This is a genomic window from Roseovarius sp. MBR-154 (assembly GCF_053628595.1).
Genome location: NZ_JBRJGR010000005.1, coordinates 24,855 through 44,424 on the forward strand (window position 1 = coordinate 24,855; position 19,570 = coordinate 44,424).

A 19,570-nucleotide genomic window follows, 5' to 3' on the forward strand; every position below is an offset into this window, starting at 1 on the left:
ACCGATCATGAGCGATCTGACACTGACCAAGACCCGGCTGTTCGAGGGCGTGTGGGAGGGGGTGCTGAGCGGCACGAGCGATGCCGTTGCCGCCCCCGAGATCGAAGTGACCCACCTTCAGGAGCCGGTCGAAGGGGTCGAGGTGATCGCCCGCTCCGAGAGCGGCGACTGGGTGGTGCGCATACCGGTGCCGCCCGAGAAGATCGCCGACGGGGTGCAGACATTTCTCATCCGCGATCGGGCGAGTGGCGCGGTCCTGGACAGTTTCGCGCTTTTGGCGGGGGACGTTCTGAGCTATGATATCCGCGCCGAAATGGCGCTTTTGCGCGAGGAACTGGACCTCTTGAAACGTGCGTTCCGGCGGCATTGTCTGGAGACGATGTAACCCGGGCGCTGTGCGGCTGTACCTTGAGGCCGCCGCCTTGGCGCGCGGCGTCAAGGCATATCGGGGTCAGGCGCGGTGCACGCCCTCAGATCGACTGATCGTAATCGCCCACCGCAGGCTCGGTGCGGATTACAGCGTCGAGATCGGCAAAGATCGCGCGCATCTCGGCCTCGCTCGCGCTGCTTTCGCAGACCACCACCAGGTTGGGTGTGTTGCTTGAGGCACGCACCAGCCCCCACGAGCCGTTGTCGAGGATGACGCGCGCGCCGTTCACCGTCACCACCTCCTTGATGGGACGGCCCGCGACCGTTTCACCGGCGTCCTTCTTGGCGACCAGCCGCGCGACGATCCGGTCCAGCACGGCGTATTTCTCGGTATCCGAACACCAGGGCGACATGGTGGGCGTGGACCAGGTCACCGGCAGGGCGCGGCGCAGGTCCGACATGGACATGTCGGGGTTGCGGTCCATCAGCTTGCAGATTTCAACGGCGACGCGCATGCCGCAGTCATAGCCGCGGCCCACCGGTTCGGAGAGGAAGTAGTGCCCGGATTTCTCGAACCCGGCCAGCGCGCCCAGTTCCTTGACCCGGCGTTTCATGTGGCTGTGGCCGGTCTTCCAGTAATCGGCGCGGGCGCCGTTCTTCTGCAACTCGGGGTCGGAGGCGAAGAGGCCGGTGGATTTCACATCCGCGACGAAGGTGGAGTTGGGGTACAGCTTGGAGAGATCCCGCGCCATGATGACGCCCACCTTGTCGGCGAAAATCTCTTCGCCCTCGTCATCGACCACGCCGCAGCGGTCGCCGTCGCCGTCGAAACCGAGCGCGAAATCGGCCCCGGTGGCGCGCACCGTATCGGCCATGTCGTGCAGCATTTCCATCGCTTCGGGATTCGGGTTGTAATGCGGGAAGGTGTAGTCGAGCCTGTTATGCGACGGGATCACCTCTACGCCGATGCGCTCGAACAACTCGGGCGCGAAGGCCGAGGCGGTGCCATTGCCGGTGGCGCAGACGACGCGCAGCTTGCGGGTCATCCTGAAGTCGCCGGCGAGGTCGTCGAGATAGGCCTCGCGCACGCCCGGCACGAAGTCATAGGCGCCGCCCGGATGCGGCTCTCCGCGCCCCTCGAGCACGATGTCCCTGAGTTCGGCCATCTCGTCAGGGCCATGGGTTAGGGGCCGCTCGAACCCCATCTTGACCCCGGTCCAGCCATTGGGGTTATGCGAAGCGGTAACCATCGCCACGGCGGGCACGTCGAGATGGAATTGCGCGAAATAGGCCATCGGCGACAGGCAGGGGCCGATATCCTTGACCGTGATGCCCGCCTGCATCAGCCCGAGGATGAGCGCATTTTTGATGCTCAGCGAATAGTCGCGATAATCGTTGCCGACCGCGATCACCGGTTCGATGCCGCGCGCGCGGATCTGCGTGCCAAGCCCGAGGCCAAGCGCGGTGATGCCGGGCAGGTTGATCTCGTCGGGATATTTCCAGCGCGCGTCATATTCGCGAAAGCCGGTGGGTGCGATCATCGCGTCGCGCAGGAATTCCCAAGTGTTGGGGGTGACGGTCGGCAGTGGTTTGGTCATGAAATACTCGTTTTTGTTGGTCTTTGGGGTCAGAGGGTGATCGGATTTGCCTTGGCCAGACGGTCGAACTGCATCAGTGTGTCGATCAGTGCGGGCATTTGCGCCAGTGGGATCATGTTGGGCCCGTCCGAGGGTGCGCTGTCGGGATCTTCATGCGTCTCGATGAACACGCAGGCCACGCCGAGGCTGACGGCGGCGCGCGCCATGACGGGGGCGAATTCGCGCTGCCCGCCCGACGAGCCGCCCCGGCCGCCCGGCTGCTGCACCGAATGGGTGGCGTCCATCACCACCGGATAGCCGGTGGCGGCCATCTGCGGCAGCGAGCGCATGTCGGCGACCAGCGTGTTGTAACCGAATGAGGTACCTCGCTCGGTCAGCAGGATGCGGGTGTTGCCTGTGCTCTCGATCTTGGAGATGACGTTGGGCATGTCCCAAGGGGCGAGAAACTGGCCCTTCTTTACATTGATCACCGCGCCTGTTTCACCGGCGGCAATCAGCAGATCGGTCTGTCGGCACAGGAAGGCGGGGATTTGAAGCACCTCGGCAACCTCGGCCACGGGCGCGCATTGCTCGGGCAGGTGGATGTCGGTGAGCACCGGCAGTCCGAGTGCCTGCTGCACCGATTGCAGCACCTTGAGCCCCTCGTCGAGACCAAGCCCGCGCTGTCCGCCGAGCGAGGTACGGTTGGCCTTGTCGAAACTGCCCTTGAAGATGAGCCCGGCCCCGGCGGCGCGGCAGGCCTGCTGAAGCTGGCCCGCGATCATCTGCGCGTGATCCGCGGATTCGAGCTGACAGGGCCCGGCAATCAGAGTCAGGGGCTGATCGTTGCCAATGCAAAGCCCGTTCAGGTCGATGTGTGTCATATCAGGACGATACCTGTTCGCGCAGAATGGACGCCGTGAGCGAGATCATCAGGTAGATACCAGAAAAGATCAGGAAGGCCAGTATGGTGTTCTCGAATACCTTCGGATAGGCGGCATCCTGCGAGGGCAGGGGGCGGACGCTGACGGTCAGGAAGCGGACCTGCTTGTTGGCCTCGATCTCGGACTGGCGTTTGGATTCGAGCGCCGATTGCAGCACCAGATCGGCGGTTGCGAGATCGGCCTGCGCCATCTGGATCGCAGCGGTCTTGGAGGCCAGCGAGCTGTCGCCCTCGGTCGCCTCGGTAAGCCGCGCCTTCTGTCGATCCAACTCGCTGCGTAGAATCCGAATTTCGGTCTCGAGAGCCTCGACCCGCGCGCGGTTGGGCCGGGCATTGTTCATCTGGATGCTGAGATCGAGCTCTTTTTCCTGTAGTTGCAATTCCACCGTTGTGATCAGGCTGCGGATGCCCGCAATCTCGCCCTCGGGATCAAGGATGCTGCCCTCCTGCAACGTGACGAGCCGCTCCTGCGCCTCGCGGCGTTCGGCCTTTGCCTGCTCAAGGCTGTCGATCGCGGTCTTGACGGCATCCTGCCGCTTTTCCTGGCTGAGTTCGTCGACGCGTTCCTCGGCATAGGCGATGAGGCGTTCGGAGAATTGCGCGCTGATGGCCGGATCGGCGGTCGAGACCTCCATCCGGATGACGCCTTCGGTCGGGTCGTAGCCGAGTTTCACGTATTTGCGATAGAGGCTGTAGGCCTCTTCGTTCGAGGCATCGGGATCGAGCCGTTGCAGCGGGTCGATATGCGGCTGGCTGAAATGCGCGCGAAAGCCGACATCGGCATCGAGCCGCAGCATCGCATCCTTGGATTCGAGATATTCCTGCGTCGCGATGGCATCCTGCCCGGTGGCGAACTGGCTGGGCAACAGCCCGCCAAGCCCGCCGCCGCCACCGCCGCTGCCGCCATCTGCCGACAGGATCAGGAAGGCGGACTTGGTGGCGTACATCGGGGTGGCGATGGCCATATAGTAATAGCCCACGACAATCGTCGGCAGGATCACGAAGGCCATCAGCCGGGAAAACAGCAGGGCCAGCTTGCGCCGACGGCGACGGCCGATATCGCGCTGGATGGTCTGGATCTCCATGGCGCGGCGATCCGCCGGGCTCATGTCGGTGGCGGGCAGGTTGCGATGGTGGCCGGCTGGCACGGTTTGGGGCAGTTGCATCCGATCATTGGGCAGCGCATCCTCGGTGCGCGGCGCGCCGTCCTCGGTCTTGTTGGCGACAAGTTCGAGGATGTTGGCACGCTGGAACGGGTCGATGCCGCGCGCCCGCAACAGCCGGACCGCATCGAAATCCGAGGTCGGGGCCAGCCCGTGCTTTTGCGCCATACGCCGGGCCATGCGCAGTTCGCGCCCGGTAAGCCCCTCGCGGCGGATATCGTCGATGCTTTGGGCCGTGCCGGTCTCGCGGGCCGAGGCCACCTCGCCGCTATAGGCGGTCTGCGGGTCCGGCTCGGGACCGGGCTGCGGCCCGGGCTCATAGCTGCGCGCGGCATTGCCGTCCTGCGCCGCCATGGCGGGGCCGGGCGCGCTGCGCCGGATGCGGAATTTCCTAACCTTGGGTTTCGTAGTCATAAAGCTCTCTTGCCTCTTCCAAGGTGTCGAACATGTAGAGTTTGCCGCCCATGAGGACAGCGGCGGAGCGCGCGAATTTCTCGAGCACCTTGGGGTCGTGCGATACGATGACGATGGTGGTGCTGCTCAGACGCTCGCGCAGGATGTCGCCCGCCTTGCGGTTGAATTCCACATCGGTGGAGCCGGGCATGCCCTCGTCGATCAGATACATGTCGAAATCCAGTGCCAGCATCAAGGCAAAGCTGAACCGTGCCCGCATGCCCGAAGAATAGGTGCCGATGGGCTGGTCGAAATATTCGCCAAGCCCGCAGAGCCAGCGGCAGAAGGATTCGATGTAATCGGGGTCGAGCCCGTAGAGCCGGGCGATGTAGCGCGCGTTCTCAAGCGCCGACAGTCGGCCGACGACCCCGCCCATGAAGCCCAGCGGAAAGGAGATCCGACAGCCCCGACGGATCACGCCCTCGTCGGGTTTCTCGAGACCGGCCATCATGTTGATCAGGGTGGTCTTGCCGGTGCCGTTGGGGGCGAGGATTCCGAGACTGTTGCCAAGCTCCACACGGAACGAAACGCGGCCGAGAATGACCTTGTGCTGTGTGCCGGTCCAGAAGGACTTGCTGACATTCTCGAATTCGAGCATCAAATGCCCCCGGTTGAACTGCCCTCCCGTTGATACCGGGAAACTCTTAAGGTCGGCTTAGCCTCATCGCGCCATTATTGCCGATCTGCGCACAATGTGCCATTGGAACAAGGCAACATTATGCGATCAGCGACCGAAAACATGGCAATTTCCTGATCCTTACCCGGCCAATGCTTGTCGAAAACAACCTGCGGGGGGTAATCTGCGCGCAGGGCGCAGCAGAGGGGGCCGGAGGGTGATGCGGGCAATGCCGGAGATTCCCGCGCAGACGCTGGCCAACTGGCAGCGTATCGTCGACCTGATCGCGCGTCTTGCGGATGTGCCGGCAAGCCTGGTGATGCGCAGCCACCCGCCCTATCATTCGGTCCATGTCAGCAGCGCGGGCGGTGACAATCCCTATGTTCCGGGTCAGCGTTTTACCCTCAGCGCGCGGCTCTATTGTGACGGGGTGATGCGCCGCGATGGTGAGCTGGTGGTCGAGGACGCGCATTGCGATCCGGACTGGGACGACAATGACGATCTCGAACACGGGATGAGCTTTTACATCGGCTATCCGCTGAAATGGCCCGGTGGTGAGGTGTTCGGCACGATCTGCGTGCTCGACCGCCGCCGCAACCGCCGCGCGCTGATGTTCCGCGAGGGCTTGCGCGAGTTTGCCCGCGTGATCGAGGCGGATCTGGCGCTCTTGTCGGAGATGGATCGCCGCCAGCGGCTGGAGCAGGACTTGCAGGCGGCGCTCGATGAGATGGAACGACGTGTGGCCGACCGCACCCGTGAGATGGACGAGGCCAACACCGCCCTGCGCGTGCTGTTGGCCAATCTCGAAACGGCCCGGGCCGAGCATGATGCGGGAATCGCGCAGCAGATCAAGGGGCTGGTCATGCCGCATCTGGGCAAGCTGCGCTCGCGGATGGGCCGGGATGAGACGGCCACGCTCTATCTGCGGCTGATCGAGGAGAACCTCACGCGGCTCACCGGCGCGCAGGGCACCGGGCTGACCGCGCTGATGGAAGGGCTGACCCCGACCGAACGCGAGGTGGCGCAGATGGTGCTGCGCGGGCTGACCACAAAGGAAATCGCCCGTGCCCTGTCGCGCGGCACCAGCACGGTGGATTTCCACCGCATGAACATCCGCCAGAAGCTGGGTCTGGCAGGCAGCGGGCAGGGATTGCGGGCGCTGCTGCTGGATCGTCAGAAATAGCGGAACGTTGCTTGCCTATCGCAATGCGAGGAACCAAGGTGCCACTCACGCAACGTCACGTCGTCGCTATTCGCATCCCCCCCGGCCGCGACCGCACGCGAAACGGCGATCGCCCGCAGCGTCCGAATCCTATTTCGGGCGTTTCAGGCTGAAGGTCTCGCGGATCACCGAGTAATCCTGATAGCCCAGCCGGGTCAGCGGGTTGAAGCGGGTGACGTCAAACAGGCCATCCACCATGCAGTCGTCGCGCATATGCACGCCAGTGACCTCGCCAAAGACCACGAAATTCGCCTCGCCCGGCAATTGCACGATCTGCGTGAGCCTGCATTCGAGGTTCGCGGGGCTGGCCGCCACGCGGGCGCAGTCCACCGTCTCGCAAGGAGCCTTTTCCAGCCCGGCATCGGTGAACTCGTCCACCTCGCGGCCCCATGGCCCGGAGGTTTGGTTCATCGCGTCGCGCAGCGCCTCGCTGACGATATTGACGCAGAACACGCCGGTGTCGCGGATATTGGCGACGCTGTCCTTGGTGCCGTCGCGGTCGGGCTTGGCCGAGGTCGAGGCAAACATCACCTGCGGCGGGACATAGGCCACCGCGTTGAAGAACGAGTAGGGCGCGAGGTTGTCATGGCCTTGCGCATCGCGGGTCGAGATCCAGCCGATGGGCCGGGGGGTGACGATCGCGTTGAAGGGATTATGCGGCAGGCCGTGGCCATCCTCGGGTCTGTAGAACATCGCGTCTTTCCTCTCGGGGTGATCCGGTTTGTGCCAGCCGTAACGCCGTGCTACGCGCTTTGCCAGTCGATATTCGCGAAGGTATGGCGCGCCATGTTGGATGTGCGGCCCGAGGGGCCAGAGGATCATTGGGAGGTCGAGGCGCTCTATGACCTGTGTTTCGCGCCGGGGCGCGAGGCGCTCTCGTCCTACCGGCTGCGTGACGGGGTGCCGCCGGTCGCTGATCTGTGCCTTGTGGCGCGCGAGGACGGGATCGTGGCGGGGGCGATCCGCTATTGGCCGGTGTGCGTGGCGGACGAGCGTGCGTTGCTGCTGGGCCCCGTGGCGGTGCATCCCACCCATCAGGGCGAGGGGCTGGGCGCGTGGCTTATTCGCGACAGCGTGGAGCGGGCGCGTGCTGGCGGCTGGCTGCGCGTGATGCTGGTGGGGGACGCGCCCTATTATGGGCGGTTCGGCTTTGCCCGGCTGGAGGGTGTCATGATGCCGCCGCCCACCAACCCCGAGCGCGTGCTGGGGCTGGCCTTGCAGCCCGGCGCGTGGGACGGTGTGTGCGGTGAGGTGACGCGCGCCGCTTGATTTTTCCGCAGGCCATGCGCAGCTTGATCCGGTGAGAGTGCTGACAGGGCGGAGCGATGGAACTTCTGGGCCGACCGATCGACGAGACCACGACAGAGGCGCGGCTCGATGCACTTGTGCGTCGCAACGCGCAGGCGGGCAATGCCGCTATGGATGTGCTGAACCTCATCGGCTGGCAGGCCGAGGTCCTCTTGGACCGGCTGCCACCGGCCGCGCGCATGCGGCTCAATTCCGCGACTGAAGACGCGCTGCGCCATGCCGCCGAGGCCGCGCATCGCTCGCGCGAGGTGGTGGGCGACGGGCCCGCCTGGCGCATCCGGGCGTTGACCACGGTGATGGGGGCAGCCGGCGGGTTCGGCGGGCTGCCGACGGCGCTGGCGGAATTGCCGGCGACCACGACGATCCTGTTGCGCGCGATTCAGGACGTGGCGAGCGAGCACGGGTTCGACCCGTCCGAGCCGGGCGTGCGGTTCGATTCCATCGAGGTGTTCGGGGCCGCTGGCCCGCTATCTGAGGATGACGGGGCAAATTTGGGATTCATCGGCACGCGGGTGACACTGACCGGGGCCGCGATGCGCGCGCTGATCGCGCGAGTCGCCCCGCGACTGGCGGCCGTTCTGGGGCAGAAGCTGGCGGCGCAGACCGTGCCGGTGCTGGGCGCAGCCGCCGGGGCGGCTACGAATTACGCCTATACGCGGTATTATCAGGATATGGCGCATGTCCATTTCGGGCTGCGCCGACTGGCTATCGACGCCGACCGCGACCCGCAGGAGTTGGTTCTGGCGTTTCGCGAAAGGGCAGGGCGGGGATAACGGGGAAACCCCTACTGCAAATCGGCGAAGGCCGCCTGCAACCGCTCCACCGCCTCGGCCACCCGCGCGCGCGGGGTGGCGATGTTGAACCGCAGGAACCCGTCGCCGCCGGTGCCGAAGGTGGGGCCATGATTGACGCAGATGCGCGCCTCCTGTTCCACCCGGCGGGTGAATTCGGCGGCCTCCATGCCCGTGCCGGAGAAATCCACCCAGGCCAGATAGGTGGCCTCCAGCGGCATGGATTTGACGCCTGGAATGGCGTTCACACCGGCGTCGAATATCGACCGTGTCTCGTCAAGATAGGCGCAGAGCACGTCGACCCAGGCCGCGCCTTCAGGGGAATAGGCGGCCTCGGCCATGAACAGGCCAAAGGAATTGGGCGACAGCCCCATCGCCGCCATCCGCTTGGCAAACTGCACCCGCAGCGCGTCATCGGGGATGATCACATTGCCCAGATGCGCGCCCGCGATATTGAACGTCTTGGTGGTGGCGGTCATCATCACCAACAGGTCGGCAACGCCCTCGATATGCGCCATCGGGATATGCCGGTGGCCGGGCATGACCAGATCGTGATGGATCTCGTCCGAGACGAGGATCAGGTCGTGCCGCCGGGCGAAATCGGCCACGCCCTCCAGTTCCTCACGCGTCCAGACCCGCCCGCCGGGATTATGCGGCGAGCACAGGATCAGCATCCGTTCCTTGCCGGTCATCAGCGCGTCATAGGCGGCGAAATCCATCTCGTAACGCCCGTCATTGTTCACGAGGGGACATTCGCGCACCTCGCGCCCGGCGGCGTTAATCACCCGCGCAAAGGCGTGGTAGACGGGCGTGAAGAGCACCACCGCATCGCCCGGATCGGTATAGGTGTCGACGCACATCGCGGTGCCGTTCACCAGACCGTGCGTGGTAAATATCCATTCCGGTTCGATCTGCCAGCCATGCCGCTCGGCCATCCACCACCGGATCGCGGCGCGATAGCCCCTGTCATCGCCGTAATAGCCATAGATCCCGTGCCGGGTCATGCCGTTGAGCGCCTTGGTCACGCAGGCGGGCGGACGGAAATCCATGTCGGCCACCCACATCGCGATCCCGTCCTGCGGCGAGATGCCGTATTTGGTCTGCATCATGTCCCACTTGTCGGAATGGGTGCCGCGGCGCTCGATGATCTCGTCGAAATTCATGGGGTTCTCCTTGGGGTGACGCGGCGCAGGCTAGACGATTGCGCGCGGGGTGCAAGACCGTTGCGGATCACGCGCCGATCGCCTAAATCAAGCGCCATGAAACGCCCGATCCTCATCCACCCCGACCCGCGCCTAAAAAAGGTCTGCGAGCCTGTGCCCGATCTCAGCGACGATCTGCGCCAGCTGGCTGACGACATGCTGGAAACCATGTATGACGCGCCGGGCATTGGCCTTGCCGCGCCGCAGGTGGGGGTGACCCGCCGCCTGATCGTGCTCGATTGCGTCAAGGACGAGGGCGAGGCCCCGCGCCCGCTGGTGATGTTCAACCCCGAGGTGGTAGCCCGTTCCGACGAGACCAACACCTATGAGGAAGGCTGCCTGTCGATCCCCGATCAATACGCCGATGTGACCCGGCCCAAACTCGTCGATGTGCGCTGGATCGACCGGGATGGCAATCCGCAGGCCGAGACCTTCGATGGGCTCTGGGCGACCTGCGTGCAGCACGAGATCGACCATCTCAACGGCAAGCTCTTCATCGACTATCTGGGCACGATGCGGCGGCAGATGATCACCCGGCGCATGCAAAAGCTCAAGCGCGAGCAGGCGCGCGCGTGAGGGCGGTTCTGCGCTGGCCCGACAAGCGGCTGCGAACGCCTGCTGCCCCGGTCGCCGAAATCACCGATGCGACCCACGCGATCTGGGACGAGATGATCGCGGTGATGGAGGCGATGCCGGGCGTCGGGCTGGCGGCCACGCAGCTTGGCGAGATGCAGGCACTGGCGGTGGTCGATGCGAGCGACGCGCGCGGGCAGGTAGTGCGGATGGCGAATCCCGAAATCCTGCATGCCAGCGTGCAACTGCGCGAGCATCAGGAGGCCAGCCCCTGCCTGCCCGGCGTCTCGGCGGTGATCGCGCGGCCCCGCGCGGTGACGGTGCGGTTTCTCAATGCGTCAGGCGAGGTCGAGGAGCGTGATTTCGTCGGGCTCTGGGCCACATCCGTGCAGCATCAGATCGACCATTTGCAGGGGCGGATGTATTTCGACCGGTTGGGCCGCGTGAAGCGGGACATGCTGCTCAGGCGGGCAAGAAAGCTGGGGTGAAACCCCACCCTACGGAAACCCAACCCTTAGGGAGGTGTCATGCGTGTGATCTTCATGGGAACGCCGGATTTCTCGGTGCCGGTACTCGATGCGCTGGTCGAGGCGGGGCACGAGGTGGCCGCCGTCTATTGCCAGCCGCCGCGCCCGGCGGGACGGGGCAAAAGGGACCGCCCCAGCCCGGTGCAGGCGCGCGCCGAGGCATTGGGTCTGCTGGTGCGTCACCCGGTGAGCCTGAAGGGGGTGGAGGAACAGTCGGCGTTCGCCGCGCACAAGGCCGATGTGGCGGTGGTCGTGGCTTACGGCCTGATCCTGCCGCGGGCGGTGCTCGACGCGCCCGCGAAGGGCTGTCTCAACATCCACGCAAGCCTCCTGCCGCGCTGGCGCGGGGCCGCCCCCATTCACCGCGCGATCATGGCGGGCGATGCCGAGACGGGCATCTGCATCATGCAGATGGAGGCGGGGCTCGATACCGGGCCGGTGCTCCTGCGCGAGGCAACGCAGATCGGCGAATCAGAGACCACGGGGCGGTTGCATGACCGGCTGTCGGACATGGGCGCGCGGCTGATCGTCGAGGCTCTGAGGCGGCTGGACAGCTTGCAGCCCGAACCGCAACCCGAGACAGGCGTCACCTATGCGGCCAAGATCGACAAGGCCGAGGCGCGGCTGGACTGGAGCCTTGACGCGCAAGAGGTCGACTGGCGCATCCGGGGCCTCTCGCCCTTTCCCGGCGCGTGGTGCATGGCCGGGGCCGAGCGGGTGAAACTGCTCGCCTCGCGCGTCGCCGAGGGGCAAGGTGCCCCCGGCGAGGTTCTGGACGCCGAGGCAACCGTCGCCTGCGGGCGCGGCGCCGTGCGGCTTTTGCGCTTGCAACGCGCAGGTCGTGCGGCGCAGGATGGCCCCGAGTTCCTGCGCGGCATGGCCTGGCCGCGCGGCAGCCGATTGGAGTGACGCGATGTTCCTGCAACTTTTCGGCACGGTGGTGATCGCCGGGATCGTCGGCTATGCCAGCGAGAAAAGCGGCTTTACCCGCAACGGCTATCTCCCGTCGATCATCATCTGCGTCGGCGGCGCTTTCCTCTTTTACTTCATCCGCATCATGTTCGGCATCCGCTTCGGCGCGCCCGGGATTGACGCCATTCTGTCCTCGGTGGGGGCATTGATCATCGTGCCGACTCATTGGCGCAGGCGGAGGTGATCCATGGGCGTGGTCTATCTCATCATCATAGGCGCCGCCGCCGGGTTTCTCGCGACCCGGCTGATGCGGATCGAGGCGGGGGTGGTACAGACCGTGATGATCGGCATTGCGGGGGCGCTGATTGGAGGGGTGGTGATCCGGGTGTTGCTGATGGTGACCGGGCTGTTGGGCGGGCTCATTGGCGCGGTGCTGGGATCGCTGCTGCTGATCTGGCTTTACCGGATGTATCTGGGGCGCAAGTGACGCTTTACATGCGGGGCGGGCGCGCGCGGTAGACCGGCAGTCGCCAGCCGAAGGCGAGCGAGCCTGCGCGCAGAGCCCATGTGACGACGGCGCAGATGCCGAGGATCAGCAGCAGGTCGTCGGTGACGCGCGCGGCACCCACAGCCCCGAGCGCGCCCGCGAAGGCCGCCGAGACGTAAAGCTCGCCCTGTTTCAGGACCAGCGGTACCTCGCCCACCACCACGTCGCGCATCAGCCCGCCCATGCAGCCGGTGACCATGCCCATCAGCACCACGATCACCTCGGTCTGGCGCATCGCCATGGCGGCGCTGACCCCTGCGGGCACGGCGACGGCGAGCGCGAAACTGTCGAGCCACAAGAGCCAGCGATAGCGGCTCTCAACCAGATGCGCTGTGACAAAGACCAGAAGGGCGGCGGCGCAGGCGATGAGGATGTAGTCGGGGTTGCCCATCCAGAACACCGGGTTTCGATCCAGCAGCACGTCGCGCAGCGTGCCGCCACCCACCGCCGTCAGACAGGCGAGAAAGGCAAAGCCCACGATATCGAGTTGCTGGCGCGAGGCGACGAGCGCGCCGGTCAGGGCGAAGATCAGCACCGAGGCGTAATCAAGCAGGATAAGCGCGCTCATGCCCCGGATTTGCCCGGCTTGAACGGGGCCATGCCCGCGCGGGCCAGTTCATCCGCGCGCTCGTTTTCGGGGTGGCCCGCATGGCCCTTGACCCATTCCCAGGTCACGCTGTGGCGCTTTTGCGCCTCATCCAGACGCTGCCACAGCTCGACATTCTTGACCGGCTTTTTCGCGGCGGTTTTCCAGCCGTTGCGCTTCCAGCCATGCATCCAGCCGGTGATGCCGTTCTTCACATAGGCGCTGTCGGTGACGATGGTGATGGCAGAGGGTTTCGACAGCGCCTCGAGCGCGTGGATCGCCGCCAAAAGCTCCATCCGGTTGTTGGTGGTGTCGGCCTCGCCGCCGGAAAGCTCGCGTTCCTTGACAATCTCTTGGCCTGCCATCGCGCGCATCAGCACGCCCCAGCCCCCGGGGCCGGGATTGCCGGAACAGGCGCCGTCGGTATAGGCAAAGAGATCAGCCATCCGCCAGCCCAACGTAACCCGGCAGCGCCGCCATGCGCGCGCACCATGCGGTGAGGCGCGGGAAGCGGCCCATGTCGAACCCGCCGCGCGTGCCCGCCGTGTGGGTATAGGCGTAGAGCGCGACATCGGCGAGTGTGGGCGAGGGACCGCAGAACCAGTCCTGCCCCTCGAGCGAGTTCTCCATCAGCCCAAGCAACGCATGGCCCTGATCGAGCAGATCGGCCATGCGCTCGGGCGTGGCCTCATGTGCGAGATGCGGATAGGTGGCGAGCGAGGCGCGCACCGCGACGACCGGCTCGTGGCGGTTCTGCTCGAGGAACATCCAGGCGAGCATCTGCGCCTGTTCCACCGCGCCCTCGGGCACCCATCCTGTGCCGCGCCCGAGATACCACAGGATCGCGTTCGATTCCGTCAGGATCGTGCCACCCTTCAGATGCAGCGCGGGCAGCTTGCCCAAGGGCAGATGCCCCGCCGCCTTGGCCTCGGCCAACTCCTGCGTGTTGGTCTCGATCGGCACATGGGTATAGGCCCGCCCTTCGAGCGCCAGCAAGAGCCGCACCTTGTAGCTGTTGCCCGAGGAGGGCATCGAATAGAGCGTCAGATCGGTCATGTTTGGCCCTCAGAGAAAAACGCCGACCGCGAGGCACGCGATCACCACGGCGCTGAGCAAGAGCCGTAGCGGCATCCACCATGCGGGCGCAAGACCCCAGCGGGCGAATTGCATGTCCAGCAGTAACAGCCCGGCAAAGCCGAAGATCAGGTTCGTCCCCGCCGAGATCGGTCCGCCGCCGGTCATGAAGAACGCCCAGAGCGCGGGGATCACCGAGAGCGCGTAGCCGGTGGTGGCGAGGGGGCCTTGCGCCTTGGCGGCAAAACCCCAGAGCACGCCGGACATGAAGGACAGGATCACCGCGCCATAAAAGAGCATCACATAGGGCCCGGCAAAGCGCGGGCCGATGGTTTGCGCAGTCCAGAGGCCGAGATCGGGCAAGAGCACGGTCAGCGCCCCCCAAAGGAAGGGGAGAAGACCGGCAAGGCCGAGGATCAGCGGAGCGCGTGGGATGGTCTGGAACATGGGCCGCAAATTGGCGCGGTGGGGCGGGGTTGGCAAGGCCGGATGGGACATTAGTTGGATTGCTGTTAAGCTGGACGGTTCCGTCGGTCGCCATTGTCGGAACATGGCCTGTAACGATCATTGTCGCGCGATGCCCCCTGCGCGGAATCGTGTGTCCGTCCGGGTCAAGCTGGGCCTGCGAGGCGTGTCCTGGCCTCGCGCCTTGGGGCGTTGGCGGATTGCTGAAGCGTTCGCACAGGGGCGGTGAAGGCGACCTTCCGGGGTTATCCGACGTTGTGCTGCCGGTCGTATCCGACGCCGGGATCGGGGGCTTCCATCGCAACGGGGGCGGTCATGACGAGGGCGTCTCGCAGGCGTGCGCGCCCTCCCGCGCTCCTTGCCGTGGCGCGCGTGGCCTGAGATTGCACCGGCGGGCACTGCCAGCGGATTGACGTTCACCAGTGGCAGCCGCCCGGCGAACGCCGCCTCGCAATCGCGGTGATCGGGACCGGTCGGATCAAAGACGTTCAGGTGGGGAACGCCCGCGCCGGGCCATGCTTCGAAAGTTCTGAACCCGGTGGCATCCGGCTCACTGCCTGGGTCCGCTCCGGGGCAAACCAAACCTGCTCACCGCAAGAGCACCACCGCGACCACCGAAAGTGAAATCAGCGCGATCCCCCAACCTTCGCGCCGGCTGATCCGCTCGCCGAACACCAGCACCGAGGCGAAGAGCGAGAAGATCACCTCGACCTGCCCCACGGCAAACACCATCGCGGCATTTTCCAGCGTGAAGGCGGTGAACCAGCACAGGCTGCCCGCCATGCCGGTGAGGCCCATCCACACCGCCGTGCGGTGCGCGGCGATCACCCGCCCCACCTGTCCGGGCTCGCGCCAGATCAGCCACAGCGTGAGCGCCACCGCCTGCATCACCGTCACCACCGCCAGCGTGAGCCCGGCGCGCGACAGCGGATCGGTGCTTGCGATCTCCAGCGTGGCGCCGCGATAGCCAACTGCAGAGACCGCAAAGAATGCCCCCGATGCCAGCCCCAGAAACGCCGCGCGATTGGTGAAGCGGCGCCACCACCGCCCCTCCAGCCCCGGGGTCTCCGACAGGATCAGCACGCCCACAAGGCCCAGCACGATCGCCCCAAGCCCCCAGAGCGTGATCCGGTCGCCGAGGATCACCAGGCCCACGATGGCGGTCTGCACCACCTCGGTTTTCTTGAAGGTGATGCCTACGGCGAAATTGCGCTCGGAGAACAGTGCAACAACACACCATGTGGCGAGGATCTGCGACAGGCCACCGGCCACGGCATAGAGCCAGAAGAGCAGGCTATATCCGGGCCAGACCGCGCCCGTGCCCCAGAGATAGCCAAGGGCCAGCGTCACCACGAAGGGCGCGGAATAGAAGAACCGCGCCAATGTCGCGCCGCCCGCGCTGAGCGCGCCCATGCTGAGGTGTTTCTGCAGCATGAAGCGCAGGGTCTGAAATGCCGCCGCCGCGACCGAGAGTATGATCCAAAGGTCCATACCCTCTCATGCACCGGATCGTCGCGCCAGACCAGCGCGTGTTCGGGCGCGGGAGGAAGGGCGGGGCTGGCAAGGGTGGATGGGTCGCGGGGACTACTTTGTCATTCGCCCGCCGGGCAGGAGGGCCGCATCCGCCACGCTCAGGACGCTCGTGTCGGCGGGAGCAAGGCCCATGCGGCGGCAGACCGCCTCGGAGGCGGCATTGCCCGGCTCGACCCCGGTGAAGACCTGCGTGAAGCCATAGCGGTCCTGCATCCGGATCAGGGCCATCGCCCCGAGGATGAGGGCCAGCCGCTCGCCGCGCCGGCCGGGATGCGTGGCCAGCATCCCCCACCAGCACTGCGCCCGGCCCAGCGTCTGATCAGGATGGACATAGGCTGCCGCGCCGGCGCAGGCGACCGCGCGCCCCTCGCGATCGCGCGCGATGAGGCCCAGACCGGGCCGCGCCTGCCCGCGCAGCACCGCGCCCGCAGGCGGCAGAACGCCGCAGGCGAGCGCCACCTCGGCCAGCACGGCGAGCCTCTCGGACGGGGCGTCGGCGTCGATCCATTCGGTCGTCAGGTCGTTGGGCAGGGGGTGGTCGCGCAGGATGGCGCGGGCGGTGTCGCGGGCCGCCACCCCGCCTTCCCAGCGGGTGTAGACGGTGATCGCAAGGCCCTGCTCGCGCGCTGTCTCGACGTGGCGGGGCAGGTCGACATTGGGCACGCGGCCGTAGGCGCTGCTGCCTTGCAGCCGGGTGAGCGCGGAGAGCAGGGAGATATCGCCGCTTTCAGGCGTGGCGATGCCAACGGTGCGCCCGTAATAGCTAAAGCGCGGATTGTCGCGCAGCAGGGCATAGGCGTATGCACCGCGCGTCAGGAGGGCGCGTTGCGCCTCGGTTCCGAATACCTCTCCTGCCGCTGTCATGCGCGTGTCCCCCTCCGGAGAGGATGACACGCGGCGCGCAGTCGCGCCAGCCTTTCGGCTCACGCCGTCGCGCGCAGTACCCTTGGCACCTTGAACTCGACGTTTTCCTGCGCGGTCTCGACCTGCTTGATGGTCACGTCATAGCGGGCGCGGACGGCGTCTATGACCTCGTTTACCAGAACTTCGGGGGCTGACGCCCCGGCGGTGATGCCGATGGAAGTGATGCCCTGCAATGCGCGCCAGTCGATATCAGTCGCGCGCTGGACAAGCTGCGAATAGGAGCACCCGGCGCGTGCGCCAACCTCGACCAGACGGCGCGAGTTGGACGAGTTGGGCGCGCCGACCACCAGCATCGCCTCGGTCTTCTCGGCCATCGCCTTGACGGCCTCCTGCCGGTTGGTGGTGGCGTAGCAGATGTCTTCCTTGTGCGGGCCGACAATGGCGGGAAAGCGCGCGGTGAGTGCGGCGACGATCTCGGCGGTGTCATCGATCGAGAGGGTGGTCTGGGTGACGAACGCAAGTTTCGCCGCGTCGCGTACCTCGAGCGTGGCTACATCGCCGGGGGTCTCGATGAGCAGCACCTCGCCCGGCGGCAATTGACCCATCGTGCCCACCGTCTCGGGGTGCCCGGCATGGCCGATCATCACGATCTGCAACCCGTTCTCATGGTGACGCTCGGCCTCGATATGCACTTTGCTCACCAGCGGGCAGGTGGCATCGACAAAGAGCATCTGCCGCGCCGCCGCCTCGACGGGCACCGATTTGGGCACACCGTGGGCGGAGAAGATCACCGGGCGGTCGTCGGGACAGTCGTCAAGTTCCTCGACAAAGATCGCCCCCTTGGCGCGCAGATCATCGACCACGAATTTGTTATGCACGATCTCGTGGCGCACATAAACCGGAGCGCCGTATTTCGCGAGCGCCATCTCGACAATCTTGATAGCGCGGTCCACACCGGCGCAGAACCCGCGCGGCGCGGCAAGGTAGAGGGTGAGGGGGGGCTTGGTCATGGCGCGTCTCCTGCTTGGACCAGAGGTAAGGCAGGCGGCGGGCGGCGTAAAGGGACAGGCGGCAGAATCAGGCGATGTGGCGGGCTTGACCTTCCAGCGGGGGAAGGCGAGATGCAGGCGCGAGAGGATCGAAACGGAGTTTTCCATGCGCGTGATGAAGATCGCCCTGATCGCCCTGACTGGCCTTGTATCCTCCGCCGCGGCGGGCGCGTCCGACGGGCTCTTGCCGTATCGCGACGCGGAGGCCGTGGCGCGCGGCGCGCAGATCTATGCCGAGACCTGTACCACCTGTCACGGGGCCGATCTGCAAGGTGCGCCGGACTGGAAGAGCCGCAACGCCGAGGGCTATCTGCCCGCCCCGCCGCATGACGAGACCGGTCATACCTGGCATCATCCGGACGGTGTGCTGCTCGATATCGTGCGGCGCGGCACGGCGGCGGTGGTGGGGCAGGGCTACAAGAGCCGCATGCCTGGCTATGCGGGCGTGCAGAGCGAGGCGGAGATGCGCGAGGTTCTGGCCTATATCAAATCGACATGGCCGGAGCGGGTGATCGGCATTCATGACCGGATCAATGACGAGGCGGGCGGTTAGGGCGGCTGTCACGCCACCGTCAAGCGTTGCTCCCTGACCGGCAGATGCACGATGGCCGAGAACGCGCCCACGCCGATGCCGACCCACCACACCAGCGTGTAATCGCCGTGCAGATCATAGAGCTTGCCACCCAGCCAGACGCCCATGAAGCTGCCAAGCTGATGCGAGAAGAACACGATCCCGTAGAGCGTGCCCATGTAGCGCAGCCCGTAGATCTGCGCGATCAGGCCCGAGGTGAGCGGCACCGTCGCCAGCCACAGCGCCCCCATCGAGACCGAGAACAAGAGCACTGTGGCGGGCGTGATCGGGGTCAGGATGAAGGCCGCCGCGATCAGCGTTCGGCCCAGATAGATGCCCGCCAACAGGTTCTTCTTGGAATAGCGATGGCCCAGCCAGCCCGCCGTCAGCGTGCCCGCGATATTGGCGAGGCCAATGAGCGAGATCGCCACCGCACCAAGCGCCGAGGTGGTGGTGATCCCGATATTGTGCAGCGCGCCGCCGGGCAGGATCGGGCCGCACATCTCTGTGACAAAGGCCGGGAAATGCGCGGTGATAAAGCCCAGTTGATAGCCGCAGCTGAAAAAACCGAGAAAAATCAGAGTAAAGGACGGGTCGCGGACCGAGCGGCGCAGGATCGTGCCCATCGACTCTTCGATGACGTTGCGATCCACCGGTTCGGGCGCGCGCATCATCGGCAGCATTGCCAGTACGGCCAGGATCACGGCGGCGAAAATCAGGAACACGCTCTGCCATGTCATCACCGACAGCAGGAATTCCGCCACCGGCGCGCCGAACACCTGCCCCGCCGACCCGGCAGCGGTGGCGATGGCGAGGCTCATCGAGCGGTTCTCGTCCGAACTTGCGCGCCCCACCACGGCAAGGATCACGCCAAAGCCGGTGCCTGCGATGCCAAAGCCCACGAGGATCTCATAAAGCTGATGCGCCTCGGGGGTGACCGCGAAGGACGACAGCACCAGCCCCGCCGCATAGGTCAGCGCCCCGAGGATGATCGCCTTTCGGTCACCGAGTTTCTCGGCCAGGGCACCGAAAATCGGCTGGCCGAAGCCCCAGGCGAGGTTTTGGATCGCGATGGCGAGCGAGAATTCGGCGCGGGGCCAGTTGAAATCCTCGGCAATCGGGATCTGGAATACCCCGAAGGAGGCGCGGATCGCAAAGGAGATCAGGATGATCGTGCAGCCCGCGATCAGGACGGGCGTGACAAGGGGGGCGGATTTCTGCATCA

The 19,570-nt window shown here is 65.7% G+C and carries 24 protein-coding genes; 10 read left to right on the forward strand and 14 right to left on the reverse strand.

The genetic code is table 11. The features are described from left to right. Positions 1–7 precede the first annotated feature (7 nt). On the forward strand, positions 8–385 hold the full coding sequence (locus ACSSV4_RS08145; protein ID WP_454274566.1) for a hypothetical protein: 378 nt from the start codon (positions 8–10) through the stop codon (positions 383–385). An 85-nt stretch (positions 386–470) separates the two neighbouring features. Here ACSSV4_RS08145 and ACSSV4_RS08150 read toward each other — a convergent pair whose 3' ends face one another. The 4 genes from ACSSV4_RS08150 to ACSSV4_RS08165 are packed head-to-tail and all read right to left on the reverse strand — an operon-like array spanning position 471 to position 5,103. After that, a complete protein-coding gene (locus ACSSV4_RS08150) occupies positions 471–1,967 on the reverse strand; it encodes a phosphomannomutase/phosphoglucomutase (RefSeq protein ID WP_454274568.1) in 1,497 nt (498 codons plus the stop codon). Positions 1,968–1,996: 29 nt separating this feature from the next. Next, positions 1,997–2,830, reverse strand: a complete 834-nt coding sequence (gene kdsA, locus ACSSV4_RS08155; protein WP_454274570.1) for a 3-deoxy-8-phosphooctulonate synthase — start codon at positions 2,828–2,830, stop codon at positions 1,997–1,999. 1 nt (position 2,831) lies between these two features. After that, complete coding sequence (locus ACSSV4_RS08160) at positions 2,832–4,466, reverse strand: capsule biosynthesis protein (RefSeq protein ID WP_454274572.1); 1,635 nt, start codon at positions 4,464–4,466, stop codon at positions 2,832–2,834. Then, on the reverse strand, positions 4,444–5,103 hold the full coding sequence (locus ACSSV4_RS08165; protein ID WP_454274573.1) for an ABC transporter ATP-binding protein: 660 nt from the start codon (positions 5,101–5,103) through the stop codon (positions 4,444–4,446). The genes ACSSV4_RS08160 and ACSSV4_RS08165 overlap by 23 nt, the downstream gene beginning before the upstream one ends. A gap of 247 nt (positions 5,104–5,350) precedes the next feature. On the opposite strand from ACSSV4_RS08165, the gene ACSSV4_RS08170 reads away from it, so the two are divergent. Further along, entirely contained in the window at positions 5,351–6,304 is a 954-nt protein-coding gene (locus ACSSV4_RS08170) for a LuxR C-terminal-related transcriptional regulator (protein ID WP_454274575.1), read from the forward strand. A 129-nt stretch (positions 6,305–6,433) separates the two neighbouring features. On the opposite strand, the gene ACSSV4_RS08175 is transcribed toward ACSSV4_RS08170, so the two are convergent. Beyond that, complete coding sequence (locus ACSSV4_RS08175; RefSeq protein WP_454274576.1) at positions 6,434–7,036, reverse strand: flavin reductase family protein; 603 nt, start codon at positions 7,034–7,036, stop codon at positions 6,434–6,436. A gap of 93 nt (positions 7,037–7,129) precedes the next feature. Here ACSSV4_RS08175 and ACSSV4_RS08180 point away from each other — a divergent pair, with 93 nt between their 5' ends. Both ACSSV4_RS08180 and ACSSV4_RS08185 read left to right on the forward strand, forming a co-directional pair. Then, positions 7,130–7,612 carry a GNAT family N-acetyltransferase gene (locus tag ACSSV4_RS08180; protein WP_454274578.1) on the forward strand — a complete coding sequence of 161 codons (483 nt, stop codon included), beginning with the start codon at positions 7,130–7,132 and terminating at the stop codon, positions 7,610–7,612. A gap of 56 nt (positions 7,613–7,668) precedes the next feature. After that, positions 7,669–8,424, forward strand: coding sequence for an EcsC family protein (locus tag ACSSV4_RS08185; protein ID WP_454274580.1), 756 nt, complete (start codon positions 7,669–7,671; stop codon positions 8,422–8,424). Between the two features lie 11 nt (positions 8,425–8,435). Here ACSSV4_RS08185 and ACSSV4_RS08190 read toward each other — a convergent pair whose 3' ends face one another. Beyond that, positions 8,436–9,605 (reverse strand): MalY/PatB family protein, encoded by a 1,170-nt coding sequence (locus ACSSV4_RS08190; RefSeq protein ID WP_454274582.1) that lies wholly within the window; start codon positions 9,603–9,605, stop codon positions 8,436–8,438. Positions 9,606–9,701: 96 nt separating this feature from the next. Here ACSSV4_RS08190 and def (ACSSV4_RS08195) point away from each other — a divergent pair, with 96 nt between their 5' ends. Genes def (ACSSV4_RS08195) through ACSSV4_RS08215 form a run of 5 tightly spaced genes read left to right on the forward strand, consistent with a single transcriptional unit; the run spans position 9,702 to position 12,143 of the window. After that, a complete protein-coding gene (def, locus tag ACSSV4_RS08195; protein ID WP_454274584.1) occupies positions 9,702–10,220 on the forward strand; it encodes a peptide deformylase in 519 nt (172 codons plus the stop codon). Further along, positions 10,217–10,705, forward strand: coding sequence for a peptide deformylase (gene def / locus ACSSV4_RS08200; RefSeq protein ID WP_454274586.1), 489 nt, complete (start codon positions 10,217–10,219; stop codon positions 10,703–10,705). The genes def (ACSSV4_RS08195) and def (ACSSV4_RS08200) overlap by 4 nt, the downstream gene beginning before the upstream one ends. Positions 10,706–10,744: 39 nt before the next feature. Beyond that, positions 10,745–11,653, forward strand: a complete 909-nt coding sequence (gene fmt, locus ACSSV4_RS08205; RefSeq protein WP_454274588.1) for a methionyl-tRNA formyltransferase — start codon at positions 10,745–10,747, stop codon at positions 11,651–11,653. A gap of 4 nt (positions 11,654–11,657) precedes the next feature. Beyond that, a complete protein-coding gene (locus ACSSV4_RS08210; protein ID WP_297773142.1) occupies positions 11,658–11,900 on the forward strand; it encodes a hypothetical protein in 243 nt (80 codons plus the stop codon). A gap of 3 nt (positions 11,901–11,903) precedes the next feature. Further along, positions 11,904–12,143: a GlsB/YeaQ/YmgE family stress response membrane protein gene (locus tag ACSSV4_RS08215; RefSeq protein WP_080456380.1), complete on the forward strand. Its 240-nt coding sequence runs from the start codon at positions 11,904–11,906 to the stop codon at positions 12,141–12,143. A 4-nt stretch (positions 12,144–12,147) separates the two neighbouring features. On the opposite strand, the gene ACSSV4_RS08220 is transcribed toward ACSSV4_RS08215, so the two are convergent. The 7 genes from ACSSV4_RS08220 to ispH form a co-directional block, all read right to left on the reverse strand. After that, positions 12,148–12,771 carry a trimeric intracellular cation channel family protein gene (locus ACSSV4_RS08220; RefSeq protein ID WP_454274591.1) on the reverse strand — a complete coding sequence of 208 codons (624 nt, stop codon included), beginning with the start codon at positions 12,769–12,771 and terminating at the stop codon, positions 12,148–12,150. Further along, positions 12,768–13,235 carry a ribonuclease HI gene (rnhA, locus tag ACSSV4_RS08225; RefSeq protein WP_454274593.1) on the reverse strand — a complete coding sequence of 156 codons (468 nt, stop codon included), beginning with the start codon at positions 13,233–13,235 and terminating at the stop codon, positions 12,768–12,770. Before rnhA ends, ACSSV4_RS08220 begins: the two co-directional genes overlap by 4 nt. After that, positions 13,228–13,845, reverse strand: coding sequence for a glutathione S-transferase family protein (locus ACSSV4_RS08230; RefSeq protein WP_454274594.1), 618 nt, complete (start codon positions 13,843–13,845; stop codon positions 13,228–13,230). The genes rnhA and ACSSV4_RS08230 overlap by 8 nt, the downstream gene beginning before the upstream one ends. Positions 13,846–13,854: 9 nt before the next feature. Next, entirely contained in the window at positions 13,855–14,310 is a 456-nt protein-coding gene (locus ACSSV4_RS08235; RefSeq protein ID WP_454274596.1) for a DUF3429 domain-containing protein, read from the reverse strand. A gap of 606 nt (positions 14,311–14,916) precedes the next feature. Beyond that, complete coding sequence (locus ACSSV4_RS08240) at positions 14,917–15,819, reverse strand: EamA family transporter (protein WP_454274598.1); 903 nt, start codon at positions 15,817–15,819, stop codon at positions 14,917–14,919. Between the two features lie 93 nt (positions 15,820–15,912). Next, positions 15,913–16,725: a GNAT family N-acetyltransferase gene (locus ACSSV4_RS08245; protein ID WP_454274600.1), complete on the reverse strand. Its 813-nt coding sequence runs from the start codon at positions 16,723–16,725 to the stop codon at positions 15,913–15,915. Positions 16,726–16,784: 59 nt separating this feature from the next. After that, on the reverse strand, positions 16,785–17,735 hold the full coding sequence (gene ispH, locus ACSSV4_RS08250) for a 4-hydroxy-3-methylbut-2-enyl diphosphate reductase (RefSeq protein WP_454274601.1): 951 nt from the start codon (positions 17,733–17,735) through the stop codon (positions 16,785–16,787). 145 nt (positions 17,736–17,880) lie between these two features. Between ispH and ACSSV4_RS08255 the strand changes: the two genes are divergently transcribed. Beyond that, positions 17,881–18,327, forward strand: a complete 447-nt coding sequence (locus ACSSV4_RS08255; RefSeq protein ID WP_454274603.1) for a c-type cytochrome — start codon at positions 17,881–17,883, stop codon at positions 18,325–18,327. Between the two features lie 8 nt (positions 18,328–18,335). Here the strand turns inward: ACSSV4_RS08255 and ACSSV4_RS08260 are convergent, their stop codons facing one another. Continuing rightward, positions 18,336–19,568, reverse strand: coding sequence for an MFS transporter (locus ACSSV4_RS08260; protein ID WP_454274605.1), 1,233 nt, complete (start codon positions 19,566–19,568; stop codon positions 18,336–18,338). Positions 19,569–19,570: the final 2 nt, after the last annotated feature.